27 protein-coding genes, 1 pseudogene and 1 riboswitch are annotated in these 24,630 nt (G+C 70.1%); of the genes and pseudogenes, 13 read left to right on the forward strand and 15 right to left on the reverse strand.

What is annotated here, in order from left to right; translation table 11 throughout:
• Positions 1 to 52: 52 nt before the first annotated feature.
• The 3 genes from HWX58_RS03905 to HWX58_RS03915 all read right to left on the reverse strand — a co-directional run bounded on the left by HWX58_RS03905 (position 53) and on the right by HWX58_RS03915 (position 2,617).
• Positions 53 to 1,507 carry a L,D-transpeptidase family protein gene (locus HWX58_RS03905; protein ID WP_175985740.1) on the reverse strand — a complete coding sequence of 485 codons (1,455 nt, stop codon included), beginning with the start codon at positions 1,505 to 1,507 and terminating at the stop codon, positions 53 to 55.
• A 132-nt stretch (positions 1,508 to 1,639) separates the two neighbouring features.
• Entirely contained in the window at positions 1,640 to 2,110 is a 471-nt protein-coding gene (locus tag HWX58_RS03910; protein ID WP_175985741.1) for a hypothetical protein, read from the reverse strand.
• 117 nt (positions 2,111 to 2,227) lie between these two features.
• A complete protein-coding gene (locus HWX58_RS03915) occupies positions 2,228 to 2,617 on the reverse strand; it encodes a RidA family protein (RefSeq protein WP_284690598.1) in 390 nt (129 codons plus the stop codon).
• A gap of 43 nt (positions 2,618 to 2,660) precedes the next feature.
• Between HWX58_RS03915 and HWX58_RS03920 the strand changes: the two genes are divergently transcribed.
• Genes HWX58_RS03920 through HWX58_RS03930 form a run of 3 tightly spaced genes read left to right on the forward strand, consistent with a single transcriptional unit; the run spans position 2,661 to position 5,389 of the window.
• On the forward strand, positions 2,661 to 3,368 hold the full coding sequence (locus HWX58_RS03920; RefSeq protein WP_175985742.1) for a type III PLP-dependent enzyme domain-containing protein: 708 nt from the start codon (positions 2,661 to 2,663) through the stop codon (positions 3,366 to 3,368).
• Positions 3,365 to 4,552 carry an ROK family transcriptional regulator gene (locus HWX58_RS03925; RefSeq protein WP_175985743.1) on the forward strand — a complete coding sequence of 396 codons (1,188 nt, stop codon included), beginning with the start codon at positions 3,365 to 3,367 and terminating at the stop codon, positions 4,550 to 4,552. The genes HWX58_RS03920 and HWX58_RS03925 overlap by 4 nt, the downstream gene beginning before the upstream one ends.
• 57 nt (positions 4,553 to 4,609) lie before the next feature.
• On the forward strand, positions 4,610 to 5,389 hold the full coding sequence (locus HWX58_RS03930) for a glucosamine-6-phosphate deaminase (protein ID WP_175985744.1): 780 nt from the start codon (positions 4,610 to 4,612) through the stop codon (positions 5,387 to 5,389).
• Here the strand turns inward: HWX58_RS03930 and HWX58_RS03935 are convergent.
• From HWX58_RS03935 to nagA, 6 genes are all read right to left on the reverse strand, one after another.
• On the reverse strand, positions 5,386 to 5,829 hold the full coding sequence (locus HWX58_RS03935) for an NUDIX hydrolase (RefSeq protein ID WP_175985745.1): 444 nt from the start codon (positions 5,827 to 5,829) through the stop codon (positions 5,386 to 5,388). The two genes, HWX58_RS03930 and HWX58_RS03935, sit on opposite strands and share 4 nt — an antisense overlap.
• Positions 5,822 to 7,183, reverse strand: a complete 1,362-nt coding sequence (locus HWX58_RS03940) for an FAD-binding oxidoreductase (RefSeq protein WP_250646083.1) — start codon at positions 7,181 to 7,183, stop codon at positions 5,822 to 5,824. Before HWX58_RS03940 ends, HWX58_RS03935 begins: the two co-directional genes overlap by 8 nt.
• Positions 7,180 to 7,551: a YrdB family protein gene (locus HWX58_RS03945; protein ID WP_175985747.1), complete on the reverse strand. Its 372-nt coding sequence runs from the start codon at positions 7,549 to 7,551 to the stop codon at positions 7,180 to 7,182. The genes HWX58_RS03940 and HWX58_RS03945 overlap by 4 nt, the downstream gene beginning before the upstream one ends.
• A 9-nt stretch (positions 7,552 to 7,560) precedes the next feature.
• On the reverse strand, positions 7,561 to 7,812 hold the full coding sequence (locus tag HWX58_RS03950; protein ID WP_175985748.1) for a hypothetical protein: 252 nt from the start codon (positions 7,810 to 7,812) through the stop codon (positions 7,561 to 7,563).
• A gap of 151 nt (positions 7,813 to 7,963) precedes the next feature.
• Positions 7,964 to 9,409 (reverse strand): sigma-70 family RNA polymerase sigma factor, encoded by a 1,446-nt coding sequence (locus HWX58_RS03955; protein ID WP_175985749.1) that lies wholly within the window; start codon positions 9,407 to 9,409, stop codon positions 7,964 to 7,966.
• A gap of 371 nt (positions 9,410 to 9,780) precedes the next feature.
• The gene (gene nagA, locus HWX58_RS03960) at positions 9,781 to 10,929 is read right to left on the reverse strand and encodes an N-acetylglucosamine-6-phosphate deacetylase (RefSeq protein ID WP_175985750.1); all 1,149 of its coding nucleotides are present in this window, start codon (positions 10,927 to 10,929) and stop codon (positions 9,781 to 9,783) included.
• A gap of 38 nt (positions 10,930 to 10,967) precedes the next feature.
• A riboswitch (ZMP/ZTP riboswitch) is annotated at positions 10,968 to 11,051 on the forward strand.
• Positions 11,052 to 11,088: 37 nt separating this feature from the next.
• On the opposite strand from nagA, the gene glyA reads away from it, so the two are divergent.
• Complete coding sequence (gene glyA, locus HWX58_RS03965) at positions 11,089 to 12,363, forward strand: serine hydroxymethyltransferase (protein WP_175985751.1); 1,275 nt, start codon at positions 11,089 to 11,091, stop codon at positions 12,361 to 12,363.
• A gap of 115 nt (positions 12,364 to 12,478) precedes the next feature.
• Positions 12,479 to 13,363 carry a bifunctional methylenetetrahydrofolate dehydrogenase/methenyltetrahydrofolate cyclohydrolase gene (locus HWX58_RS03970; RefSeq protein WP_175985752.1) on the forward strand — a complete coding sequence of 295 codons (885 nt, stop codon included), beginning with the start codon at positions 12,479 to 12,481 and terminating at the stop codon, positions 13,361 to 13,363.
• Between the two features lie 10 nt (positions 13,364 to 13,373).
• Here HWX58_RS03970 and HWX58_RS03975 read toward each other — a convergent pair whose 3' ends face one another.
• From HWX58_RS03975 to HWX58_RS03990, 4 genes are read right to left on the reverse strand one after another with little or no spacing between them, the layout of a single operon-like run.
• The gene (locus tag HWX58_RS03975) at positions 13,374 to 13,625 is read right to left on the reverse strand and encodes a hypothetical protein (RefSeq protein WP_175985753.1); all 252 of its coding nucleotides are present in this window, start codon (positions 13,623 to 13,625) and stop codon (positions 13,374 to 13,376) included.
• Positions 13,586 to 13,930 carry a hypothetical protein gene (locus tag HWX58_RS03980; protein ID WP_175985754.1) on the reverse strand — a complete coding sequence of 115 codons (345 nt, stop codon included), beginning with the start codon at positions 13,928 to 13,930 and terminating at the stop codon, positions 13,586 to 13,588. The genes HWX58_RS03975 and HWX58_RS03980 overlap by 40 nt, the downstream gene beginning before the upstream one ends.
• A gap of 4 nt (positions 13,931 to 13,934) precedes the next feature.
• The gene (locus HWX58_RS03985; protein WP_175985755.1) at positions 13,935 to 14,693 is read right to left on the reverse strand and encodes a DUF6882 domain-containing protein; all 759 of its coding nucleotides are present in this window, start codon (positions 14,691 to 14,693) and stop codon (positions 13,935 to 13,937) included.
• A 22-nt stretch (positions 14,694 to 14,715) separates the two neighbouring features.
• Positions 14,716 to 15,207 carry an FGGY-family carbohydrate kinase gene (locus HWX58_RS03990; protein WP_438268236.1) on the reverse strand — a complete coding sequence of 164 codons (492 nt, stop codon included), beginning with the start codon at positions 15,205 to 15,207 and terminating at the stop codon, positions 14,716 to 14,718.
• Between the two features lie 21 nt (positions 15,208 to 15,228).
• Between HWX58_RS03990 and HWX58_RS03995 the strand changes: the two genes are divergently transcribed.
• The 7 genes from HWX58_RS03995 to HWX58_RS04025 all read left to right on the forward strand — a co-directional run bounded on the left by HWX58_RS03995 (position 15,229) and on the right by HWX58_RS04025 (position 21,421).
• Positions 15,229 to 15,627 (forward strand): hypothetical protein, encoded by a 399-nt coding sequence (locus HWX58_RS03995; RefSeq protein ID WP_250646084.1) that lies wholly within the window; start codon positions 15,229 to 15,231, stop codon positions 15,625 to 15,627.
• A gap of 68 nt (positions 15,628 to 15,695) precedes the next feature.
• The gene (locus tag HWX58_RS04000; protein ID WP_175985756.1) at positions 15,696 to 16,667 is read left to right on the forward strand and encodes an ABC transporter ATP-binding protein; all 972 of its coding nucleotides are present in this window, start codon (positions 15,696 to 15,698) and stop codon (positions 16,665 to 16,667) included.
• Positions 16,668 to 16,678: 11 nt separating this feature from the next.
• Positions 16,679 to 17,434 carry an ABC transporter permease gene (locus tag HWX58_RS04005; RefSeq protein ID WP_175985757.1) on the forward strand — a complete coding sequence of 252 codons (756 nt, stop codon included), beginning with the start codon at positions 16,679 to 16,681 and terminating at the stop codon, positions 17,432 to 17,434.
• Between the two features lie 10 nt (positions 17,435 to 17,444).
• Positions 17,445 to 18,398: a sensor histidine kinase gene (locus tag HWX58_RS04010; RefSeq protein ID WP_175985758.1), complete on the forward strand. Its 954-nt coding sequence runs from the start codon at positions 17,445 to 17,447 to the stop codon at positions 18,396 to 18,398.
• 80 nt (positions 18,399 to 18,478) lie between these two features.
• On the forward strand, positions 18,479 to 19,102 hold the full coding sequence (locus tag HWX58_RS04015; RefSeq protein ID WP_175986127.1) for a response regulator: 624 nt from the start codon (positions 18,479 to 18,481) through the stop codon (positions 19,100 to 19,102).
• Positions 19,103 to 19,185: 83 nt separating this feature from the next.
• Positions 19,186 to 19,566, forward strand: a complete 381-nt coding sequence (locus HWX58_RS04020) for a VOC family protein (RefSeq protein WP_175985759.1) — start codon at positions 19,186 to 19,188, stop codon at positions 19,564 to 19,566.
• Between the two features lie 100 nt (positions 19,567 to 19,666).
• Positions 19,667 to 21,421, forward strand: a complete 1,755-nt coding sequence (locus HWX58_RS04025) for a Na+/H+ antiporter (protein WP_175985760.1) — start codon at positions 19,667 to 19,669, stop codon at positions 21,419 to 21,421.
• Positions 21,422 to 21,430: 9 nt separating this feature from the next.
• Here HWX58_RS04025 and HWX58_RS04030 read toward each other — a convergent pair whose 3' ends face one another.
• Both HWX58_RS04030 and HWX58_RS04035 read right to left on the reverse strand, forming a co-directional pair.
• Positions 21,431 to 22,279, reverse strand: a complete 849-nt coding sequence (locus tag HWX58_RS04030; protein WP_175985761.1) for a PhzF family phenazine biosynthesis protein — start codon at positions 22,277 to 22,279, stop codon at positions 21,431 to 21,433.
• A 38-nt stretch (positions 22,280 to 22,317) separates the two neighbouring features.
• Complete coding sequence (locus HWX58_RS04035; protein ID WP_175985762.1) at positions 22,318 to 24,087, reverse strand: thiamine pyrophosphate-binding protein; 1,770 nt, start codon at positions 24,085 to 24,087, stop codon at positions 22,318 to 22,320.
• Positions 24,088 to 24,235: 148 nt separating this feature from the next.
• Between HWX58_RS04035 and HWX58_RS04040 the strand changes: the two are divergent.
• Positions 24,236 to 24,604, forward strand: a pseudogene (locus HWX58_RS04040) (phosphoribosyltransferase); the annotation flags it as partial.
• Positions 24,605 to 24,630 lie beyond the last annotated feature (26 nt).

Consider the following 24,630-nt stretch of genomic DNA (forward strand, 5'->3'; position numbering starts at 1 on the left):
AAGCATCCGGCCTTCTTGATGTGTGCGGCCCGCGGGGCAGCCGTAGCGGGTGTCAGTAGTGGACGTTGACGCCGACGCCCTGCGGCGTCCAGTTGTAGAGCCACTGGGCGCGCCACTCGGGCATGCCGACGCAGCCGTGGCTCATCGGGGTGCCCCAGTTGGCGTGCCAGTACACGCCGTGCAGCGCCTGGTCGCCGTTGAAGTACATGACCCACTTGACGTCGGGCTGGAAGTAGTAGGGGGCCTTGGTGAGGTCCCGGTTGCCCATGTTCTGGCTCGAGGTCTTCCACCCGACCGAGTACGAACCGGTGTGGGTGCTGTATCCCGTCGTTCCTGAGGAGACGCTCCAGGAATCCACGACCACGCCGTTCTCGATCGCGCTCACGCGCTGCGTCGACAGATTCACGTCGATCTGGCGCAGCAGCGTCTGCTCCTTGAAGGCGACCTCGTCGACCTCGATCGGCTGGACGGCTTCGCCCGCCTCGAGCCGGGTGGCGAAGTCGGCGGCGAGCGTGCTCGTGTCGCCGAGCGTTCGCCCGGTGACGCCGGCCGTGAGCTCCTGCAGCACGGTGCCGCTGCCGTTGACGATGGCCTTGGCATCGACCGGTGCGCGGTCGACCTTCTCGGCCAGCGTCTCGACCGTCTTCTGGATCTCGGTGGCGTCGGCGGTGATCTCGAGCTTCCCGTCCGCGTCGACGACATCGATCCACGTCGCCGCGACCGCGGGGTCGACCGGTACCGTCCGCTCGTCGCCGACGTAGAAGCCGATCGTCTTCAGCATGCCGTTCAGCTGATCGGCGACCGCTGTCGCATCCGCGTCGCTGATCGCGGCCGGAGCCTCGGCGGGGGTGGAGGAGTAGCTCACGGCCTCGGCGCCGTCGGCGAGAGCGCTTCCGATCGCTCCCGTGAGTGCGTCGAGGTCGATGCCGGTTCCCGCGACGGCCGGGGTCGTCGCATAGGTGTTGCTTGCCGCGTCGAACGAGACGCCCGCGTCGATGGCGTCCTCGTAGGCGCTCGGCACGAGACCGCGCAGCGTGTCGTGGGCGACCTCGGGGTCGACGACGATTTCGCCGGCGATGGGCTCGGGCAGCCACGCCCCCAGGTTCCACATCGGATGCTCCGCGAACGCGGTGTCTGCGAGCGACTTCGCATCGATGGATGCGCCGAGTTCCGATGCACTGACGACGACGTCGGCGCCCCCATCGGTGAGGGAGATCTGCGTGGCTGCGAGGTGGTTCTCGACGGCCTCCGCGGCGGCGGCCGGTGTGAGCCCGCCGACGGCCACACCCGCGATGGTCGTCCCCGGTGCGATGAGGATCAGCGACGCGGCGGCGGCGGAGACCAGCAGCGCTCCGACACCGAGTCCGACCCACAGGCCGGCGCGGTGCTTCTTGGGCGCGGGCTCATGCGGCGCCCACTCGACGGGTCGCTCGCCGTCGATCGGTGGCAGGACCTCGGTGCTCGCCGTGGAATCGGCGGCACCGGGTGCGGCAACGAGGTCGGTCACGATTCACCCCCCGAGAGTCAGCGCGACAGTTTCTCTATCATACGCGGCCGCAGGTAACGGGCAGGCAACGGTTCGGACGACGATGCCCCCGGGATCGCGGGGATCCCGGGGGCATCGATGCGCGACTGGACGTCAGCTGCAGAGCTCCTGCAGCGCGGTGGCCGACTCGGTCACATCGCCGGTGATGGTGCTCAGGTCGCCAGCGGCGTCGAGGTCCTGCTCGACGACGACCTTGGTGAGGACGTCTCCCATGGCGACGAAGTCCTCGTGGACGGCGGCAGTAGCCGCCTTGACCTCGCTGTTCGAGACGCTGTCGACGGTCTCGCCGAGCTTGGCGATGTACTCGTTGAACTGGTCGACGGTGGCCTGCGGGTCGGCCGAGGCCGGATCGATGTCGCCCATCGCCTGGCTGGCCTCGGTCAGCTGGGGGATGACGATGCCGCAGGCATCCTCGACGGACTGGTCCGTGCCGGTCTCCTCGACGGGTGCCGAGTCGCCGGCGTCCGCGTTGTCGTTCGACGACTCGTCAGCGGCACCGGCGCAGCCGGTCAGGCCGAGGACGGCGATGGCGGCGATGGTGAATGCTGCAATACGACGGTTCATGTGACTATCCCCTCAGTGGTGGCGCCGCTCACGCGGCGCGTCTCTCCGGTCGGAGGCCCAGTCAAGCACACTCGGTTGGAAAGCCACGATGGGGAGTTCGACCCGCGGCGAGGGCGATCAGGCGTCGACGACGGCGATCCCGTCGATCTCGACGAGCATCTCCTCGCGGGGGAGTCCGGTCAACACGGTGGCGCGCGACGGGAGCACGCCGCTGGGTGTGTGCGCGGCGACGAAGGCGCCGTAGGCGTCGTTCATCGCCGCGAAATCGGAGCGCTGGGTGAGGTAGACGCGGAGCATCACGACGTCGTCGAACGTCGCACCCGACGCCTCGACGATGGCCTTGACGTTCTCGAGTGTCCGCGTGGTCTGGGCGGCGACGTCGCCCTCGAAGACGTACTCGTTCGTGGCCGGGTCGACCGGGCCCTGGCCGGAAACCTGGACGAACGGTCCCTTGCGCACGCCCTGCGAGAGCATGTGAGCGGGGGCGGGGGCAGCATCGGTGGTGATCCGGGTCTTCTAGCTCATGCTCTCAGCCTAGTAGCCTTGTTAGATGCCTCTACTAATTCCGGATCCTGTGCTCGGAACCTGGGCGAAGGCGTTCCCCGCGGGCTCTCACGGCCTCCGCCTCAGCGAGCCGCCGACGGCCGGTCTGAGACTGTCGGCTTTCAGCACGCCGCCCGGACTGCGTCTGGCCGGCGCCGGCGGCTACGAGGGGCCGTTCGGTCCCGATCGCAGCCCGGAGTCGGTCCGCGCGGTCGACGACTTGCTCGGCACGATCGTCGAACTGCACAGCCGCCTGCACTACGAGGGCGGCACGCGCCCGATCCTCACCGCCGGCGGCAGCGTTTTCCCGGATCGCGCAGCAGCCGTGCTCGCACCGCTGCGCGATGAGGCGGAGATCGTCCTGCGCTCCGGCGCGTTCCAGATCCACGACGACGGGTTCTACGCGCTGCCGAGCAGGGACCGCGTCGACTACGCGATGTTCCCCCGGCTCAGCGCGATCGCCGAGCGGCTGTGGGCCGGGGGAGAACCCGGCGATCTCACCGGATTCCTCCGGCGACTGCCCGTGCACCTGCGGCGTCTGGCGGCCTCCGGCGTGCAGTATCGTCGGCTTCAGGGCCCGACACCCCTTCAGCGACGCGACGGCATCCCCGGGAAGCCGATGGGCTTCGCAGATCGAGAGCGGATCGTCGCCGAGCTGGTCGACGGCCTCCTGCATGCGCAGACCACTGTCCCCGAAGCGAGCGACGACGAATGACCGACACAGGTGAATCGCGACAGACGGCACCGGCCGTGCGGACCGGCTCGGCGACGCATGCCTTCGGGCCCGCCCAGAACCTGCGTTCGCGCACCAAGGTGCTCCCCGAGCATGCGAGGGGCCACAACCGGGCACTCGTCCTCCAGACGCTCTATCACTCGGGGTCGATGAGCAGGGCCGACCTGTCGAGGGAGACCGGGCTCACCCGCGTCACCATCTCCGACCTGGTCGCGGAGTTCATCTCGGACGGCATCGTCGTCGAGCTCGGCATCCGCGAGACGGTCGGACCGGGCAAGCCCCCGATCCTCATCGACATCGACCGGCTCGGCCATCAGATCATCGGCCTTGACCTCTCCGACGCGGAGGCGTACCGCGGCGCCGTGCTCACACTCGACGGCGACGTGATCGAGCGCCGCGAGATCCCCCGTCCGGCGCAATCCGACGGCGAAGCAGCCTACGCCGCCGTCCGAGGGCTGGCGCAGGAGCTCGTCGCCGCATCCACCGCGACCCTCCTCGGGGTCGGCATCGGCACCCCGGGCATCGTGCGTCCGGACGGTGTCGTGCTCAGCTCGCCGAACCTCGGATGGACGGACTTCGCGCTGGAGGCCGAACTCGGCCGCGACCTCGGCATGCCCGTGATCGCCCGCAACGACGCCAACGCCGCGGTGCTCGCGGAGTACACCTTCGGCGGGGCGCGTTCGGACTTCATCCTCATCAAAATCGGTTTCGGGGTCGGCGCCGGGCTCATCTCGGGCAGTCAGCCGCTGCTGGGCAGCCGCTACGCCGCCGGTGAGATCGGCCACGTCGTCGTCGGCACGGACGGCGGCCCGCACTGCGTCTGCGGGCGCGACGGATGCCTGGAGGCCTGGCTCAGCGTCAGCAGGCTCCGCGACGAGATCGCAGCCGTCCCCTCGTCGCGCGATGCCGTGCTGCGCGATGCCGGCACGCGCATGGCGATCGCCATCGCCCCGATCGTGACCGCGCTGGATCTGTCGGAGATCGTGCTGGCAGGCCCCGTCGACCTGCTCGACGGGGTGTTCATCGATGCGGCGACGAGGACCTTGCGCTCGCGCACGCTCGAGGGCGTCTTCGACGACGTCGTGATCCGGCCGACGCAGCAGCCGGACATCGTGCTGCGCGGTGCGGCCGTGATGGTGCTCTCGAGCCAGCTCGGCGTCTCCTAGAGCGCTCCCGCTCCGAAACAATCGAATCACCCGCCCTCGAACAGGAGATCGCCGCACATGGCTGAAGTCGTCATCGTCGAGAACGCCCCCGCCGCCGGAGCGCTGGTCGCCGACGAGATCGTCCGCCTGATCACTGCCAAGCCGGATGCCGTGCTGGGGCTCGCGACCGGATCGACGCCGCTGCCCGTGTACGAGGCGCTCGCGCCCCGAGTCGCGGGACTCGACGTCTCGCGCGTGCGCGGATTCGCACTCGACGAGTACGTCGGCATCGACCCGGCGCACCCCGAGAGCTACCGCTCCGTGATCACCCGCGAGGTCGTCGAGCCGCTCGGGCTCGACCCCGCACTGATCCGTACGCCGAACGGGCAGATCGACGGCGTCGAGCACGCCGGCGACGACTACGAGGCAGCGATCGAGGCTGTCGGCGGGGTCGACCTGCAGATCCTGGGCATCGGCACAGATGGTCACATCGGGTTCAACGAGCCCGGTTCGTCCTTCGCATCGCGCACGCGGGTCAAGACGCTCACTGAGCAGACGCGGAAGGACAACGCGCGCTTCTTCGACAGGATCGACGACGTTCCGATGCACTGCATCACCCAGGGCCTGGGCACGATCCTGCGGGCGCGCCACCTGGTGCTGCTGGCGTTCGGCGCAGGCAAAGCGAAGGCCGTCGCCGCGGCCGTCGAGGGTCCGGTCAGCGCGATGCTGCCGGGCTCCGCGATCCAGCTGCACGAGCACGTCACTGTCGTGGTCGACGAGGCGGCGGCCTCCGAGCTGACGCTCGCCGACTACTACCGATACACGTTCGCCAACAAGCCGGCCTGGCAGGGGATCTAGGAGTCCCTGCGCCGCTCCTGCTCCGATCCCTGAGCCTGTCGAAGGGCCGGCCACGCGATCGGCAGCAGGTGCTCGAGGCTGAGCGGCGCCAGTTCGATCGTCCCGATCGCGTCGGGTGTGATCCAGCGGAGCTCGGCGAGTTCGGCTTGGACGCTCACGGCATCCGCATCGATCGTTAACGAGAAGGCGTCGGCGATCACCCGGTGGCCGGGTTCGTTCGCCGCGGCGGAGACGAATCGGCCGAGCGGCCGCATCGCGGTCTCCGCGACGTGCAGGCCGAGCTCCTCGTGGAGCTCACGGGCGAGTGTCTGCGCGGGATTCTCGCCCGGTTCGGGCTTGCCGCCGGGCTGCATGAACGCGGTGGTGCCGTGCTTTCGGACCACGAGGATACGGCCGTGCCCGTCGTCGATGACGGCGGCGCTGACGTGGATGTCAGGCATCGGCGAACACCTTCCCGGGGCTCAGGATGCCGAGCGGATCGAAGACGCGCTTGATCTGCCGCTGCAGCTCCCACTGATCGTCACCGAGTTCGTCGGCGAGCCACCGGCTCTTGAGTATCCCGATCCCGTGCTCGCCGGTGAGGGTGCCTCCCAGGCGCACGGCGGCGCGGAACAGCTCGTCGGCGGCGTCCCAGACGACCGCGGGAACCTCGTCGCCGTCGAAGATGAAGTTCGGGTGCAGGTTGCCGTCGCCGGCGTGCGCGACCGTCGGGATGGCGAGGCGGTAGGTCTGCTCGATCCGCGCGATCTCGTCGAACATGTCGGGCAGCGCGCTGCGGGGCACGGCGATGTCCTCGATGAGCGTCGTGCCGAGCGCCGCCATCGCCGGATGCATCGCGCGGCGGATCGCGAGGAGGCGCTCGCCTTCGGCGCGATCGGTCGTGACGATCACGTCGCCGCCGGCCGCGCGCAACGTGCCCGCGATGCTCTCGGCCTCGGCGGCGGCCGCCGGGCCGTCGGTCTGGATCGTCAACTGCGAGGCCCCGACCGGAGGCGCCGGGAGGTCGAGGAGGTCGTGGGCGGCCGTGAGCGCCGCGGCATCCATCAACTCCATGATCGCGGGCTGTACGCCGGATGCCGTGATCGCGGCGGATCCGACGGCCGCCGCGCGCACGGTCGGGAACAGCGCCGTGAGCGTGCAGGTGTCGCCCGGCGTGATCCTCCGCAGTTTGAGCGTCGCGCCGACGACGACGCCGAGCGTGCCCTCGGAGCCGATCACGAGGGAAGTCAGATCGAGCCCGGTGACGCCCTTGACGCTGCGGTGCCCGAGGTGCAGAAGCCGCCCGTCGGCGAGCACGAGGTCGACGCCGAGGACGGCATCCCGAACGACCCCGTACTTGGCGCACAGGAGTCCGCCCGCGCCGGTGGCGATGTTGCCGCCGACCGTCGAGATGTCGCGGCTGGCGGGGTCGGGCGCCCACCACAGACCGTGCTCGGCGAGGCGGGCGTTGAGGTCGGCGTTGAGGATGCCGGGTTCGACGACGGCGAGGAGGTCGTCGGGGCGGACCTCGAGCACACGGTTCAGCCGGAGGGTGGAGAGCACGATCTCGCCGGGCCCGGCGTTCGCAGCGCCGGCGAGGCCGGTGCCAGCGCCGCGCACGACGACGGGCGTCCGCGTCGCGGCGGCGATCCGCATCGTCTGCTGGACGTCGTCGACGGTGCGCGCATGGACGACAGCGATGGGCCTGCCGGGGGAGCGGTGCCCGGAGCGGTCCGCGCGCGCCGTCTCGAGGGTCTCATCCGAGACGTCGACGATGTCGCCGAGGGCGTCGCGCAGTGCCGCGAGGGCGCTCACCTCAGGCTTCTCCGACCCGCGAACAGCCCGGCGGCGACCGCGACCACCGCGAACGCGACGCCCGCCCATGCCTGGCCCATCGACCACCAGGCGAGCGTGACGCCGGCGTAGATGATGAGTTCGACCGCGGCGCGGATGAAGGGATGCAGCCGCAGGACAGGGCGCGGCGAGAGGAACAGCGCCCACACGACGAGGACGACGAGCGGCGTGCCGATGCCGAAGACGAGGTTCCACGGGAACTCCCACATCGCGAAGCCCCACAGCGCCAGTGAGGCGAGACCTGCGACGAGGACGACGGCCCGGATGATGTCGAGCGGAGTGATGTTCGGACGGTTGACACCGGGCACGGCGTCTGTGGCTTCGGACATGCCTCCAGTCTATTCGGCGGGCGCGGTCCCCTCGGCTGTCGCGGTGTCCGCGGACGCGGCGAGAGCCTGTGCGCCGCCGAGCGCGGAAAGAGTCGTGTGGATCGGATGGATCGGGCCATCGTCCGTGACGTACTGGATCGTGACGTCGGCGTCGCGGAGGATCTGGGACAGCGTCGGGCGCAGGTCGATGGTGCCGCTGCCCGCGTCGTCGAGGACGATCTGATCGGCTCCTCCCGTGCTTCCGTCGATCAGCGCCTGCACCGTCGTGCCGGGGACGCCGGTGACCGGCGTGGTCAGATGCGTCTTCAGGCTCCCGTCGATCCAGACCTCGGTCTGCCCGAGGGCGACGGGGCCGGTGATGGGCGTCGGCTCGGGCTCCGGCTCGGGCGTGGGGGTGGGTTCAGGCTCGGGGTCACGGTCTCGCCGCCGCCGTCCGGAACATCGGGATCCGTGGGGTCCGTGGGGTTGGTCGGGTCGGTGGGGTCGACCGGGTCCACCGGCTCGCCGGGCTCCTCGGGATCGACCTCTTCACCCGGGCCGGTCGGCGGTTCGACGGTCTCGCTCTCATCGCCGCCCTCGCCACTCGCCGGCTTGTCGGCGGTGGTCTCGTCCGGCGCGGCGGGCGGGGCGGTCTGCTCCTGCGGAGCCGTGCTCGGGGCGGGACATCGCGCGGGGCGGGCGTCTCGTGCTCCTCCTCGGGAGCCGGGAGTTCGAGGACGAGCATCTCCTCGGACTCGATGTCGCGAGAAGGGAGGACCTCGGACGAGATCGATGAGCCGTCGGCATCCCCGGCGCTCGGCAGGGACGTGATGGGGCTGGCGCTGACCAGGCCGGGGACGATCGTGGCGGCCGCGACGACGCCGGCGACGACCAGAGCTGCAGAGCCCGCGCCGACGAGAGCGCCGAGACCGGTGATCGCGCCGCCCGAGACGGTGCCGCCGGTCGTGGTGCCCGTACCGCCGAGCACCGCGCCCTCGACGCCGATCGAGCCGGCGCCGCCATCGGCGGACGCCGGGCCCGCCACGACGCTCACGGGCATCGTCGCCGCTGCGACGGCGGGAACACCGCCGTGCTGGAGGAGCTGCGCGTAGCCGGCGGCCCCGGCGACGCCGAGGACGAGCGGGAGCATGACGAGCGCGAGGCGGCCGGAGACGTCCTTCGCCTCGGCGGCGACGATGAGGCACCGGGTGCAGTCGTCGAGATGCGCGTCCATGCGCTTCTGATCACGGGTGCTGAGGTTGCCGCGGGAGTGGGCGCCGAGATGCGCGATCGTCCAATGGCACTCCGAATCCGAGGACGTGCTCTGCACGTGCACCTGGATCCACGCCTCGCGCAGGCCCTCGCGGGCGCGGAAGGCGAGCTGCGAGACGGCACCGGCCTTCATCCCGAGCAGTGGGGCGACCTCGGCGGGCTTCATCTGCTCGATCTCGGTGTACCACAGCACCTCCTGCCAGCGGACGGGAAGGCTCCGGAACGCCTGCGCAGTGAGGCTGCGGTCGAGCGCGTCGCCGACGGCCTCATCGGTGCTGTCGGGATCGACGACGGACTCGAGTTCGTCGATGGGCATCTCGCGGCGGGCGCGACCCCAGGCGGCGGCGGTGTTGCGGATGCTCGTGAACAGGTACGCCCGGAACGATCCGTTCGGACCGCCTCCCTTGAGGACGGCCTGATAGATGCGCGTGTACGACTCCTGGACGAGGTCGTCGGGATCGATGCTCGAGGTGATCGACCGTGCGACAGCCATACCGGAGGGGTAGTGGCGTCGCCACAGTTCGCTGAACGCGGTGGCATCTCCGGATCGCGTGCGCAGAATCAGATCGGCGTCGGCGGTCTGGTCGGTCTCGAGGTCGTGGTGCACAATCTTCCATCGGTCGTGGGGCGGTCGTGGGCCTCCACAGGCATGGGCGCGTGGAACGGTTCTCCGCGCGCGCCCGAGCCATTGTCTCTCGAAATGCTGAGTGAGACCACCCCTGTGAACAAGTCGCGGGAACGCTCCCGGGAAAAGTTTCACCATTCCGCGTAATGAAACGGGTACGTCGTCGTCTCATCAATCAGAGACGGCCATGAACTCCTCAGGGGAACGGTGTTCTGGCACCAGCGCGGGGGCAGGGCGCTGGTCGGCCGGGCTCGGGAGCCTCGGGGGAGGAGCGCCCGGGCCCGGCTCTCTCGACCGGAGAAGCGCTGGGGCCGCTGCCGCGGCGGCGGCCCCCGGCCGGTCCGGCCCAAGCGTCAGCGAATGCGCGCGCCTGTCAGCACATGCCGCACCTGCAGCCGCGCATCCAGCACCACGGCATCCCCGAGGAAGCCGGGCGCGAGACTCCCGAGCTGCGCGCCGAAACCGACCGCGTGCGCCGGCGTCGCCGTCAGCGCGCGCACGGCATCGGCGAGTGGAACACCCGCCTGGACCGAGCGCTGCAGTGCGACATCCTGGGTGAGGGTCGACCCGGCGATCGATCCGGTGTCGTCGGCCCGGGCGATGCCGTCCATCACGGTCACCTTCACGGCGCCGAGGTCGTAGCTGCCGTCCGCGCTCCCTGCTGCGGCCATGGCATCCGTCACCAGGGCGACGCGACCCGGCGCGGAGTCGAACAGCAGCCTGATGACCGTCGGATGCAGGTGCACGTTGTCGGCGATCCCCTCCAGGACCACGCGATGATCCGCGGCCGCCGTCAGCACGGGCCCCGGCTCGCGGTGGTGGATGCCGGGCATCGCGTTGAACGCATGGGTGAGGATCGTCGCACCCGCGTCGAAGGCAGCGGCGGTCTGCGCGGCATCCGCGCTCGTGTGTCCGACGGCGGCGGCAGAGCCCGCGGCGACGACGATCCGGATCGCGTCGAGCCCGCCGGGCAGCTCGGGGGCGATCGTGCCCTGCCGCACGGTTCCGCGACCGGCATCCAGAAGGCGCTGCACGTCGGCCGCGGCCGGTTCGCGCAGCAGCGAGGGCTCATGGGCGCCGTGGTGCGCCGGGTCGAGGAACGGCCCTTCGAGGTGGGAGCCGAGGATGTCGGCATCCGTCCGCATGAGATCGGCGATCGCACTGACCTGTTCTGCGAGAACGTCCAGCGGAGCGGTCACGAGCGAGATCACGGAGCGGGTCGTGCCGTGCGCGCAGTGCAGGTCGCGGGCGATGCGGATGGCGTCTGCGCCGTCGTCGAAGGCTGCTCCGGCGCCCCCGTGCGCGTGGATGTCGACGAAACCGGGGGTGAGCACGGCATCCTGCCCGGCGATCTCGATCGCATCGACCACGGTGTCGGCATCCGTCCAGGTGCGCCCCGTGCCGACGGCCGTCACGTACCCGTCCTCGAATCGCACCCAGGAATCGGGCGTCTCGGCACCGTCGGTGATCAGCCGGGCGGAGTGGATGACGCGGGAGACCATGAACAGAAACCTATCGCGCACGGGGGAGTCCGCTATGCTCGAACCGTCGCGACTGGCGTCTGGGTGGGTCACCACCGGGGAGCGACCGTTACGGAATTCGACCGCGCGCCTGGGCCGATGAGGAACACCCCCCTTTCCCGTGTGTGACAGGAGAACGCCATGACCGATCCGTACTTCAACGCCCCGCTCGCCGAGGTCGACCCCGAGATCGCCGAGGTCCTCGACCGCGAGCTGAACCGTCAGCGCACATTCCTCGAGATGATCGCATCCGAGAACTTCGTGCCGGTCTCGGTGTTGCAGTCGCAGGGCTCGGTGCTCACGAACAAGTACGCCGAGGGCTACCCGGGTCGCCGCTACTACGGCGGCTGCGAAGAGGTCGACGTCGCCGAGTCCCTCGCCATCGAGCGCGTCAAGTCGCTGTTCGGCGCCGAGTTCGCGAACGTGCAGCCGCACTCCGGTGCGACGGCCAACGCGGCCGTGATGCACGCCATCGCTCGCCCCGGAGACACGCTGCTGGGCCTCTCGCTCGATCACGGCGGACACCTCACGCATGGCATGAAGATCAACTTCTCGGGCCGTCTGTACGACATCGTCGCCTACGGCGTCGATCCCGAGACCTCGCTCGTCGACATGGACGAGGTGCGCCGCCTGGCGATCGAGCACAAGCCCAAGGTCATCGTCGCCGGCTGGTCGGCGTACCCGCGTCAGCTCGACTTCGCGAAGTTCCGCGAGATCGCCGACGAGGTCGGTGCGTACCTCTGGGTCGACATGGCGCACTTCGCCGGCCTCGTCGCCGCGGGCCTGCACCCCAACCCGGTGCCGCACGCGCATGTCGTCTCCTCGACCGTGCACAAGACGATCGGCGGACCGCGTTCGGGCTTCATCCTCTCGAACGACCCCGAGGTCGCGAAGAAGATCAACTCCGCCGTCTTCCCGGGCCAGCAGGGCGGACCGCTCATGCATGTGATCGCCGCGAAGGCCACGGCGTTCAAGCTCGCCGCGACCCCGGAGTTCAAGGATCGCCAGCAGCGCACGCTCAGTGGTGCGAGCATCCTCGCCGACCGGCTCACGCAGCAGGACGTGGCGGATGCCGGCATCTCGGTACGTTCCGGCGGCACCGACGTGCACCTCGTGCTCGTGGATCTGCGCAATGCCGCGATCGACGGCAAGCAGGCCGAGGATCTGCTGCACGACATCCACATCACGGTCAACCGCAATGCCGTCCCGAACGACCCGCGCCCGCCGATGGTCACCTCAGGGCTCCGCATCGGCACAGCCGCCCTCGCGACCCGCGGGTTCGGGGATGCCGAGTTCACCGAGGTCGCCGACATCATCGCCCTCGCGCTGCTGCCCGGCGCCGACGCCGCCGCGCTGCGCGCGCGTGTCGATGCCCTCGCCTCGCAGTACCCCCTGTACCCCGACCTGCAGCAGTAAGCACCAGCAGTCCCACTCGTCTCGAGACGGGGTTTGCGGCACGAGACGGGGCTCTCTGGCACGAGTCTCATGCTGCAAACCCCGTCTCGGCGCAGTGGTCGATGAGAGGAATGACATGACCGCACGGATTCTCGACGGCAAGGCCGCGGCGGCGGAGATCAAGGCCGAGCTCACCAAGCGGGTCGCGGCGCTGCGCGAGCAGGGGATCGTTCCCGGCATCGCGACCGTGCTCGTCGGCGCCGACCCGGCATCCCAGCTGTACGTGGGCATGAAGCACCGGCAGTCCGAGGCGGTCGGGATGAACTCGATCCAGCGCGAGCTGCCCGCCGATGCGACGCAGGAAGAGGTCGAGGCGCTGATCGACGAGCTCAACGCGGACCCGGCCTGCCACGGCTACATCGTGCAGCTGCCGCTGCCGAAGCATCTCGACACGGATGCGATCCTCGAGCGCATCGACCCCGCCAAGGACGCCGACGGCCTGCACCCGACCAACCTCGGCCGGCTCGTCCTCAACGTCAATGCCCCGATCCACACGCCGCTGCCGTGCACGCCGCGCGGTGTGATCGAACTGCTGCTGCGCAACGACTACGACCTCAGGGGCAAGCACGTCGTGGTCGTCGGGCGCGGCGTGACGATCGGTCGCCCGATGGGCCTGCTGCTGACCCGTCGCGACATCAATGCGACCGTCACTCAGGTGCACACGGGCACGCCCGACATGAGTCCGTACCTGCGTCAGGCCGATGTGATCGTCGCCGGCGCGGGCGTCAAGCACCTGATCCGCGCCGAGGACGTGAAGCCGGGTGCTGCAGTGCTCGACGTCGGCGTCACGCGTGAGGACGACCCCGAGACCGGCAAGAGCAAGGTGTTCGGCGACGTGCATCCGGATGTCGCGGACGTCGCAGGCTTCATCTCGCCGAACCCCGGCGGGGTCGGACCGATGACCGTCGCACTGCTGCTGACGAACGTCGTCGAGGCCGCGGAGCGGTCCGCCGCCGACTGAACGAGCCCGTTCAGAGGTTGTCGAGCATCCGACGCTGCTCTGGTGTCAGTCCATCGCGCAGCTCGTCGCGTCCGATGCTCGCCTCGGGCGAGGCGGCCGGTGCGGAGGCGGGGGAGGATGCCGCGGCATCCGTCCGCTTCGTGCGCGACGAGACCGAGCCGATCACCTCGCCCGTCTTCGCCTCGATGCGGTCGTCGATCTGGTCGTAGATGACCCACGCGATCAGCAGGAACAGCGGCGGAGGACGTAGCCCCAGAACCATCCGCGGACGTCGACGCCGCTCAGCAGCACGGTCAGCACCCAGACGATGAGTTCGACGACGAAGACCAGCACGTACTGGACGATCTTCTCGCCGACCTTCGTGCGGCTGGATGCCGATTTCGAGGCTGCTCCGCGGAACGCCTTCAGGAGCACGGGCTTGAGCGCCAGCGTCGCGAGGGTGAGGATGACGGCTGCCCACAGCGCGTCCCAGCCGACGCTCACGCTGCGCATGAGCAGGCCGATCAGCAGCAGGACGACGACGTTGAAGACGTACAGCGAGACGGCGCGGATCAACCAGCTCTTCATGCGCTCAGCTTGGCACAGCGGCGCTTTCGGCGGCACCCCCGCCGAGAGCGCCTTCGATGTTCGTGATGCGCGCCTGATCGTCGAACCGGAACGTGGCCGACCCCGACGCGTCGCTGACGGTCGCGCCTGTGAACTCCTCGTCGGTCCACTGCATGTTCCAGCCGGCCAGGCGCGCGGCATCCCACACTGACCCGCGGGCGTCGCTGAGCTCGAGGCCCGCGAGCAGGCGCGGCATCTTCGTGACGGCTTCGGCGACCGTGGTCGGCGGCACCGGGGCATCGAGGAGGAACACCGCACGGGTGCCGCCGCCGATCGGTGCGGAGTAGTAGGGCGAGCGCCCGGTGATCTCGACGGCGATCCTGCCGATCTGGTGCGCCGTGTCGGCGATCCACGCACCGAGCTCGTCACCGTTCGCTGGCGCATCCTCGGGGAACGCCAACTCGGCCTGGGTGAGCTCGTCGAGGCTGTACTGGGCGCCGTAGTCGCGCAACTGCGCAGCCACGCCCTGCGCGTCGCCCTGGGGGTGGGCCCATGCCCACAGCATCGATCGCGGTCCCGGCGCGATCGTCGCGATCAGGTGGGGACGGGTCTCGAGGATGCGCGACGGGTCGGTGGTCGAGCTGAACGAGAGCGTGCCCGCAGCCATGTCGGCATCCCACCGGTGCTCGCCGAGGCTGTCGAGGGCTTCGGAGAGCGCGTCCTGGCGGAGGGCGGCGAAGAGGGCGGCGCGATCGGCGAGGGGCTGAAGGGATGCGAAGGTCATGCGTCCAGTGTTGCCGCAGATCCTATGATTCCGCCACCTCCACCGCTTGGGCAGTCCTTCCCATCCGCCACACGCTCGGAACCGCGCCGCTCGCCTGTCGTGCCGCGCCCAGAGCGACGTACTCCGCGGGCTCCGGCACCTCGACCGGGACGCCGAGCACGTCGGGGGCTATCCGGCGCACGGCCTCGGACTGCGCACCGCCGCCGATCAGCAGTGCGCGCTCGAGCGGGATGCCGAGGTCGCGGAGCGCCTGGATTCCGGCGCCGAGGCCGCGCAGCATCCCTTCGACGGCTGCGCGGGCGAGGTTGGGCCTAGTCGTCGAGGACAGCGTCATGCCGGACAACGCGGCCGTGGCATCCGGCAGATTCGGGGTGCGCTCGCCCTCGAAGTACGGCACGAGCGTGAGCCCGCCCTCACCCGGCTCGGTGTGAACCCCGAGGTCGACGCGATCGAGATCGGTGCGGTCAGTCTCGGCGGAGGTCTGCGCGCACGCGCGCGGCTCGAGCTCATCCACGTGCCGGCGGCCGCTGACGCCGTGGTCTCCATCGCGGAACTGGTCGCACGCTGGCAGAGCGGCGAGTGGGCGTCGGCCGTGACGCCGTTGATCGCGCGGGTCACGCCGGCGGATGCCGATGCGGATGCCGTGATCGATGCGAAGGTGATCTATCAGGAGAGCTTCGACGAGGTCGAGCAGCTGCCATCGCCCGAGCTGTTTCTGCCGAAGACGGGCCCGCTCGGGCTGATCGACTGGGAGAAGGTGTACTCGGCGGCGCCCAATGCCTGGTGCCGGACCGACATCTTCGACGAGTGCGAGCTGTCGCGCGACGGAGTGGTCGTGGTCGTGCGCCCCGATCAGTACGTGGACGCCGTCCTGCCGCTGGACGGTGTCGCCGCACTCGAGTCGTTCCTGGACGGGGTGTTCCTGCCCGCGTGACACGTGTCATGCGGATGCCGTGACAGCGGCCTCCTGATCGTGCTCGCCCGCGCGACCAGGCTGGATGCATGAGCACAACAGCGCACACGCAGTCACGCACGACGCAGGCGGCCGCAGCCCGGAAGGACGCCGGCCAGGACGATGCCGTCGCCATCTCGGGCCTGCGGCGCTCCTTCGGCATCGGCGAGCGGGCCGTCAAGGCCGTCGACGGCATCGATCTCAGCATTCGGCGCGGAGAGGTCGTCGCCCTGCTCGGGCCCAACGGGGCCGGCAAGACGACCACGCTCGACATGCTGCTGGGACTCACCGATCCCACTGACGGCACGATCACGGTCTACGGGCAGCGGCCGGTGAGGGCTGCGCGCTCCGGCGTGATCGCCGGTGTTCTGCAGACGGGCGGACTGCTGTCGGATCTCACCGTCCGCGAGACGGTCGAGGTGATCGCGTCTCTGCACGGCCGCGAGTCCCTCGCCAGGGTCCCCGAGATCCTCGAGCGCACGGAACTCGCGCGGATCGCCCGTCGGCGCATCGTCAAATGCTCCGGCGGAGAGCAGCAACGGGTGAAGTTCGCCCTCGCGCTCGTCTCGGACCCGGACATCCTCGTCCTCGACGAGCCGACCGCCGGCATGGACGTCACCGCCCGCCGCCATTTCTGGGACGTCATGCGCGCCGATGCGGATGCCGGGCGCACGATCATCTTCGCCACGCACTACCTCGAGGAGGCCGAGCAGTTCGCCCGGCGCACCGTCGTCATGCATCGCGGCCGCATCGTCGCCGATGCCGCCACGGCGCAGCTGCGCGCCAACCTCGGCGGGCGCACGCTCGCCGCAGACCTCCCCGCCGTCGGGGCGGAGGAACTGGTCCGCGGGCTCGAGCAGACCGACGGCATCAGCGACGTGCGCGTCGACGCCGAGCGCGTGACGCTGCGGGCGCTCGACTCGGATGCCGCGGCATCCGCCCTTCTGAACGCCGGCGCCCATGACCTGGAGATCGCCGCTCCCACCCTCGAAACCGCCTTCACGGCTCTCACGGAGGACTGACCATCATGACCATGTCGATCTCACCCACGATGCTGCGCGTCGAGGCGATCCGCCAGATCCGCAACCCCTACACGCTCGCGTTCACGCTCGGGATGCCGGTGGCGATGTATCTGCTCTTCGGGGCGAGCATGGGCTACGGCTCGATGTCGGCCGGCAACGGGAACGTCAAGTTCTACGTGATGGTCTCGATGGCCGCCTACGGAACCGCCGTCGCGATGAGCTCGCTCACCTCGCTCGCCGCCACCGAGGCCAAGCAGGGCTGGGGACGCCAGCTCGGGATGACGCCGCTGAGCACCGCCGGGTACGCGACGATCAAGCTGCTCACCGCCGTGGCGTTCGCAGCATTGGCCGTCCTGCTCGTGTTCGCGGCGGGCATCCTCACGGGAGCCGAGGCGACGGATGCCTGGCGCTGGTGGGCTGCGGCCGGGATCATCCTCGGCATCGGGCTCATGTTCGGTCTCTACGGCCTCGGCGTCGGACTGTTCTTCAACTCCGATACGGCGGCGGCGCTCGCATCCATCTCGATGACGTTCTTCGCATTCTTCGGGAACGTCTTCATTCCGCTGGACGGCGTCATGCTCGACATCGCCCGCTTCACCCCGCTGTACGGCTTCGTGGCGCTGAGCCGCTGGCCGCTCACGGAGGGAACCCTCACCACAGGGCAGACCGATCCGCTCTGGGGGGTCGTGCTGAACGTCGTGGTGTGGCTCGTGATCTTCGCGGTGCTCGTCGCGGCGGGCGTCAAGCGCTCGCGGTCGCGCCGCTAGGGTCGACTGCATGGCGGAAGACGTGACCCGCGACGCGGTGTCGGCCTCAGAGGCCGGCGCCGCGCCGGCGGCATGGGCGGCGTCCGGCGCCAGGCGGCCCCGGCAGGGTTCCGGGTCGCCGTGGGAGCGCTACGGCTGGCTGATGGCCGTGATCTGGCTCGTGTTCCTCGTGTACCCGCTCATCGAGCTCGCCCGCTCCGAGGCAGCGCAGGTATGGATCGTCACGGGCTGGGCGGCGTTCGCGACGTTCGTCGTCGTCTACGTAGCCGGCTTCATCAACGGTATGAGCTTCGGCGGCGGAGGGCTCGTCGACCCGCCCAGGCCCATCCAGTGGATCGCCTTCGGCGGAATGATCGCGTGCGCCGCGCTGACGATCCCCAGCATCGGCGGATACGCCGTCGGCTTCCTGCCGTTCATCATGTCGTTCGCCTCGTACGGTCTGAACCGGCTCGCGCACTGGGTCACGGCGGCCGCGAGCGTCACCATCACGGCGATACTCGTCTTCCTGACGCCGAACGGCCTGTCGTACGTGTCGATCCTCGCGATCATCGTGCTGCTGGGCGTCGTGAACACGGTCTCGACGAGTCTCATCATCCGCTCGGCCGAGGCCGAGCGGCTGGGGCTCGAGCTCGCCACGAGCGAGGGACGCGAGGCCGTCGCGCGGGATGTGCACGATCTCGTCGGGCACTCGCTCACGGTCGTGAAGATCAAGGCGCAGCTCGTGCGCCGACTCATGGACACCGACCCGGAACGCGCGAAGGCCGAGCTGGCCGATATCGAATTCCTCACGGCGGAGGCGATCGCGGGCGTCAGGGCGACCGTCGCCGGCGTGCGCAGCGCGACGCTCTCGGATCAGCTGCAGTCCTGCCGCGAGGCTCTGGCCGCCGCCGACATCGCCCTGCACGTCGAGGGGAATGCCGCAGCACGTTCGTGGTCGCTTCGCGCAGGATCCAGCTCGCCGTGAGCGACTGCGCGGGCGACAACGGGAGGCGCGACCCTGGCCGTCAGCGCGCCGGAGAGCGGCGGCACGCGGGTGGAGGTGACGTGGTGACGTCGTCCGATCCGATCAGACTCGTCATCGTCGACGATCAGGCGATGCTCCGCGGAGCCCTCGCCGCTCTCCTCGAACTCGAAGCCGACCTCACCGTCGTCGGCGTCGCAGGTGACGGTGACGAGGCCGTGCGCGTCGCGTCCGACGCAGCGCCGGACGTCTGCCTCATGGACATCCAGATGCCCGGCATGGACGGGATCGCGGCGACGCAGGCCGTGCGGGCCGCGAGCCCTGCGACCCGGGTGCTCATCGTGACGACGTTCGCCAGACCCGGCTACCTGCGTTCGGCGCTGGATGCCGGTGCGAGCGGCTTCGTCGTGAAGGATGCGCCGGCCGAGCAGCTCGCCGACGCCGTTCGACGGGTGCACGTGGGGCTCGGGGTGGTCGATCCCGCGCTCGCCGAAGCCAGCCTGTTCGACGGCGCCAACCCGCTGAGCGAGCGCGAGCGCCAGGTGCTGCGGCTCGCGGCCGACGGGCGGTCCGCCGCGGCGATCGCGGCGGAGGTGTTCCTGTCGGCGGGAACCGTGCGCAACAACCTGTCGGCGGCGATCGGCAAGGTCGGGGCGGCGAACAGGGCGCAGGCGGTGCGCATCGCGCAGGACAAGGGCTGGATCTAGACGTCCGTGCCCTGTGCGATGTCCGACCCCGCGCGTAGCGTTGGCCGCGGTCGGGCGCCGATGCTCGCCAGGAGGAGTGAGTGATGGACTGGAAGATCGAACTCATCCACGTGCCGGTCAGCGACGTCGACCGGTCGAAAGACTTCTACGTGAAGATCGGGTTCAACGCCGATCACGATCAGGTCGTCCACGAGGGCCTGCGGTTCGTGCAGATGACGCCGCCGGGTTCGGCTTGCTCGATCGCGTTCGGCGAGGGCCTGGGGCTCGACCTCGAGCCGGGTCAGCAGAACACGATCCAGGTCGTCGTGCCCGATGCCGATGCCGCGCTGGCCCAGTTGCGTGACGCCGGCGTCGAGGCGAACGGGGTCGACGAGCAGGCATGGGGCCGCTTCGTGACCTTCGACGACCCCGACGGCAACACGTGGACTCTGCAGGAGCTGCCGGACTACAGCGCGCAGGGGTGAACCTCTTCCGTGCGCGCACCGACGGGAATACCGTTTGCCTGACGGGCGCTGTGCTTCTTCGCACGTCGCGCCCACTCGTGACGGCGGATGGGGTGCGCGCATGGAGGGTCTTGAGGTCACGGTCCTGCTCGGACTGACGATCCTGGTCGGAACGCTGCTGGCGCCGCGGGTGCGCCTCGCGCTGCCCCTGGTGCTGGTCGTGTTCGGTCTGCTGCTCGGTTTCGTCCCGGCGCTGCGCGAGGTTCAGCTGCCGCCCGAGACCGTCCTGCTGCTGTTCCTGCCGGTCATGCTGTTCTGGGAGAGCCTGACGACGTCGCTGCGGTCGATCCGTCGCGACTTCCGGTACATCCTGCCGATGAGCACTCTGCTGGTGGTCGCCTCCGCATTCGCCGTGGCGGCTGTCGGCGTGCTGTTCGGGATGCCGTGGGAGATCGCTCTGATTCTCGGCGCCGCGGTCGCGCCACCCGATGCCACCGCGGTCGCGGCCCTGGGTCGGCTTCTGCCGCGGCGCAGTTTCATGAAGCTCAAGGCCGAGAGCCTGACCAACGACGGCACGGCTCTCGTTCTGTACGCGATCGCCGTCTCGCTCGCCGTCGGCGGGCAGATCACCCCGCTCTCGGTGACCTGGAGCGTGATCGTCTCGTACCTCGGCGGCATCGCCGTCGGCGTCGTGGTCGCCGCTCTCGCCTGGCTGCTGCTGCGGACCCCGCGGGCGACCATCGTCATCAACGTGACGCTGCTGCTCGTTCCGCTCACGGCGTTCATGGTCGCCGAGATGATCCACGCCTCCGGTGTGCTCGCCGTGGTCGTCGCAGGGCTCATCGTCGCGTACATCAATCCGGCGATCAGCACCGCCGCATCCCGCCGTCAGGCCGAGACGGTGTGGCCGTTCGGAGTGTTCCTCCTCAACGGCGCGCTGTTCGTGCTCATCGGGATCGAGGTGCAATGGGTCGTGCACCAGACCTCGCTGCGCGAGATCGGCTGGCTCGTGCTCGCGACACTCGCCGTGTGGCTCGTGCTGCTCGCGGTGCGGTTCGCGTTCCAGCTGCTGGCGATGCCGTTCCAGCGCGTCGGAGAGAGTGCGCGGCCTCCGCGCGGACTGCGCACGCGCATGCAGATCGTGACGACGGTCGCAGGCATGCGCGGCGCTGTGTCGCTCGCGATCGCGCTGTCCGTGCCGCTGGCCGCGCCCGACGGTGCGCCGCTGGACGGCCGCGACGACATCATCTTCGTCACCGCAGGGGTCATCCTGCTGAGCCTGCTGGTGCAGGGCCCGCTGCTGCCGGCGGTCGTCCGCTGGGCGCGGTTTCCGGTCGACCACGGCGAGGACGAGGAGTTCGAACTCGCCGAGCGCGCGATCTCGGGCGCCGCCATGACCGCCCTCGATGCCCTCGCCGCCGAGAACGGCATCAGCGACGAGATCCGTGACCGCGTGAGGCGCGAGGGGTATGAGCGCCTCGAGCTCGCGAACGCACGGGCGATGGCGAGGGAGCGCGCGCTCATCGACGCCGAGGTCGGGGCGATGGAGGACATGCTCGACGCGCCCGATCCGCTCGCCGACGAATCCGTCGAGTTCGGCGACGCGTCGACGGACGTGCAGGCCTCGGCGATCGGCGTGCGGGGCACGACGCTGCAGATGGTCGCGACCTCCACTGACGTCGATCTCGAGCAACGGTCGCCGATCATCCGTCATGAGGAGTTCGCCCGCCTCAAGCTCGCGGTTCTCGATCACAAGCGCGAGGTGCTCTTCGGCCTACGCCGCTCCGGTGCCGTGGACGACATGATCGTCCGCCGAATCTCGGCGAACCTCGACCTCGAGCAGGTCCGCGTGCAGGGGCTCGAACTGATCGAGTGACAGGGCTGGTCAGCGGATCCGCGTCGCGCCGCCGGTGACCTCGATGCCGCCCGAGTCGGGGATCGTGACGACGAGCGCGCTCGGCCTGCCGACATGACGGCCCTGCTCGATGCGGATCGTGCGCTCCGGGTAGCCGTGCTCGCGCAGGTACGCTCCGGTGGATGCCGCAGCAGAACCCGTCGCCGGGGCCTCGGTGATCCGGCCGACCGGGAAGAGGTTGCGGGCCTCGAAGACCCCGGGGCGGAGCTCGTGCAGCACCGTCACCGTGCCCAGCCAGCCCAGTTCGCGCATGATCGCCGCGACATCGGCGGGAAGGAAACGGAACTGGTGGAACAGGTCGAGTTCGGCGATGACCACGATGGGATGCCAGTTGCCCGCGTACGCCTCGCGGACGGGAAAGCGGGGATCGAGGTCGGCGCCGGTGAGTCCGAGAAGCGCCAGGAGGCCATCCCGCACCTCGTCGTCGATGTCGCGCACCTCGGGGTCCACGCTGGTGAAGGACACCGTCACGGCTCCGGTCTCGTCGGTCGCCGACCGCAGTTCGACCCGCCCGCCCAACGTCTCGAACGCGACACGTCCCGCGTCGTCGCGCTCGGCCAGAGCGACCGCCGTCGCCACGGTGGCGTGGCCGCAGAACGGGACTTCGGCGGCGGGTGACCAGAACCGAACGCGATAGGTCGGCTCATCGGCATCCTGGCCGACGACGAACGCGGTCTCCGAGTACCCGACCTCGGCGGCGATCCGCTGCATCGCAGCGTCGTCCAGGCGCGACGCGTCCAGCACGACCCCGGCCGGATTGCCGCCCTCCGCAGTCGCCGCGAATGCGCTGTACCGCAGGACCTCGGGGTCTTCTGCCATGGCGAGGAGCCTATCGGACCACGCGACGACCAGCCCTCTCAGCTGTTCACCCGGATGATCTCCTGCTGATAGGGCGCGACGACGGCGGGGGAGACCCGCAGATCCAACAGCAGGAACGGACGCTCCTCGGCGGGCTGCGCAGACCACGTCGCCAGGCGGTCCAGGTCGGCAAGGGTCTCGACGACGACGCCCTCGGCACCGACGGCGGCGGCGAATGCCGCGAAGTCGACCTGGGGGATCAGCATCGGGTCCTCGGCGAGGCCCTTGAGCCCGTACAGGTGCACCTCGGCGCCGTAGGCGGCGTCGTTCCAGATCACGGCGCAGCCGCGTCCGCCGGCGGAGCGCACCGCCGACTCGAGGTCGGCGATGGCCATGAGACCGCCGCCGTCGCCGCTCGTGAGCACGATCGTCGATTCCGGACGGGCACGGGTCGCGCCGACCACGCTCGGCCAGCCCTGCCCGATCGCCTGGAAAGCTGTTCCGACCATCATCATCCGATCGGGGGATGCCACCGGCCAGTACATGTTGGCCCAGCCGATGAAGTGTCCGCCGTCCGAGACGACGACACGATCCGCCGGCAGCATCTCGGCGATGCGGCGAGCAGCGGACCGCGGGTCGAGTCGGCCGCCCGGGGCGAGGTCGTCGCCGCGGTCATACGTGCGGGCGGCGGCGACATCGACGCTCTCCCGCCACGGCATCCGCCCCTGCTCATGCTTCTGCTCCGCGCCCAAGCCGGGCACAGCTTCGGATGCCGCGGGCGACTCGCCGTCGGCGCCGCCCGGATCCGCGGCGTGTTCAGCCTGGGATCCGAAGTTGTGCGCGGGGAGAGCGGGGGAGAGGCGCGCGACGAGGGCCTCGGCGACGAGGCGGGCGTCGCCGCGCACGAAGCCGCCGATGTGCGCGTGCGTCGCCGCCGGCGCGACATCGACCTGGAACACCCGTGTCCCGGGTGCGAAGAGGTCGCCGAAGCGCATCGTGAACTGATTGAGCGACGCGCCGAACACGACCGCGACATCGGCCTCGCGCACGAGCCGCATCGCGTCCTCGGCGCCGAAACCGCCCGTGACTCCCAGGTCGTATTCGGCAGCCGGGAACACGCCGCGGCCCAGAGCGGTGGATGCTGTGAGGGCACCGGTCGCGTCCGCCAGAGCGCCGAGGGGCTCACCCGCGCCCGCCAGCCACGCTCCGCGCCCGGCCAGCAGGAACGGACGCTCGGCGCCGCGCAGCGCCGCAGCGATCTCGTCGAGCATCCCGTCGGCGAACTCGCCCGCGGGGGCGAGCGCTGCGGGAACGCGCGGAGCCGGCGCATCCGGCACCGCGCCCGCCTCGAGCGACGCGACGTCGTAGGGGACCGCAAGCACCACGGGCACCCGATACGTGAGGGCGTGCTCGACCGCGATGATCGTGGTCGCCGCAGCATCCGCCCGACCGACCGTGTACGTGCGCGCGCCGACGGCGGACGCGAGCGCGATCTGATCGACGTCCCAGGGCCGCGGGCCCGACGTCGGCTCGTCGCCGACGACGAGCACGAGCGGGATGCGGGCCTGCACGGACTCGGCCAGAGCCGTGAGCGTGTTCGTGAACCCGGCGCCGTAGGTCGCCGTGCCCGCTGCGATCCTGCCCGAGGCGCGGTAGTGCGCATCGGCGGCGACCACGGCGCCCTGCTCGTGGCGGACCGCCGTGAACTCGGCACCGGTGTCGCGCTCGAGAGCGTCGAGGAAGTAGGCGTTGCCGTTGCCCATGACGCCGAAGACGTGGTCGACGTGCTGAGCGAGGGTGAGGGCGACGTGTGCGGAGACGGAGGGCATGGTGGAGCCTTTCGAGACGGTATCGGGATGGATTCCGTATGTGTCTCGCGCGGCGCTTCGATGCGTTGCCTGCTTCGTGCCCTTTTTTCGAGCACCGGCTCGGCCGGACCCGTCGATTCTACTGCGGGGGAGGCGGAAGAATGGTCGCATGACGGCTGACGTGCGCGAGACCCTCACCTGGGACGGATTCGGATCGGCGACGCGGGATCTCGCCCGCAGCATCCTCGACAGCGGCTTCGAGCCGGAGGTGGTGGTCGCGATCGCCCGCGGCGGGCTGCTCCCGGCCGGAGCGATCGCCTACGGCCTCGGCGCGAAGAACTGCGGCGCGATCAACGTCGAGTTCTACACGGGGATCGGCACTGTGCTGGATGCTCCGGAGGTGCTGCCGCCCGAGCTCGACATGGCCTACCTCGACGGACGCCGCGTGCTGCTCGTCGATGACGTGGCCGATTCCGGGCGCACGCTCGCGCTCGCCGTGGAGCTCCTGGAGGCCAAGGGCGCCGAGGTGCGCTCGGTATGACGCGGTCGAACTCATCGCGGCGA

The sequence above is a fragment of the Microbacterium tenebrionis genome (genome assembly GCF_903645325.1).
Taxonomy (GTDB): domain Bacteria; phylum Actinomycetota; class Actinomycetes; order Actinomycetales; family Microbacteriaceae; genus Microbacterium; species Microbacterium tenebrionis.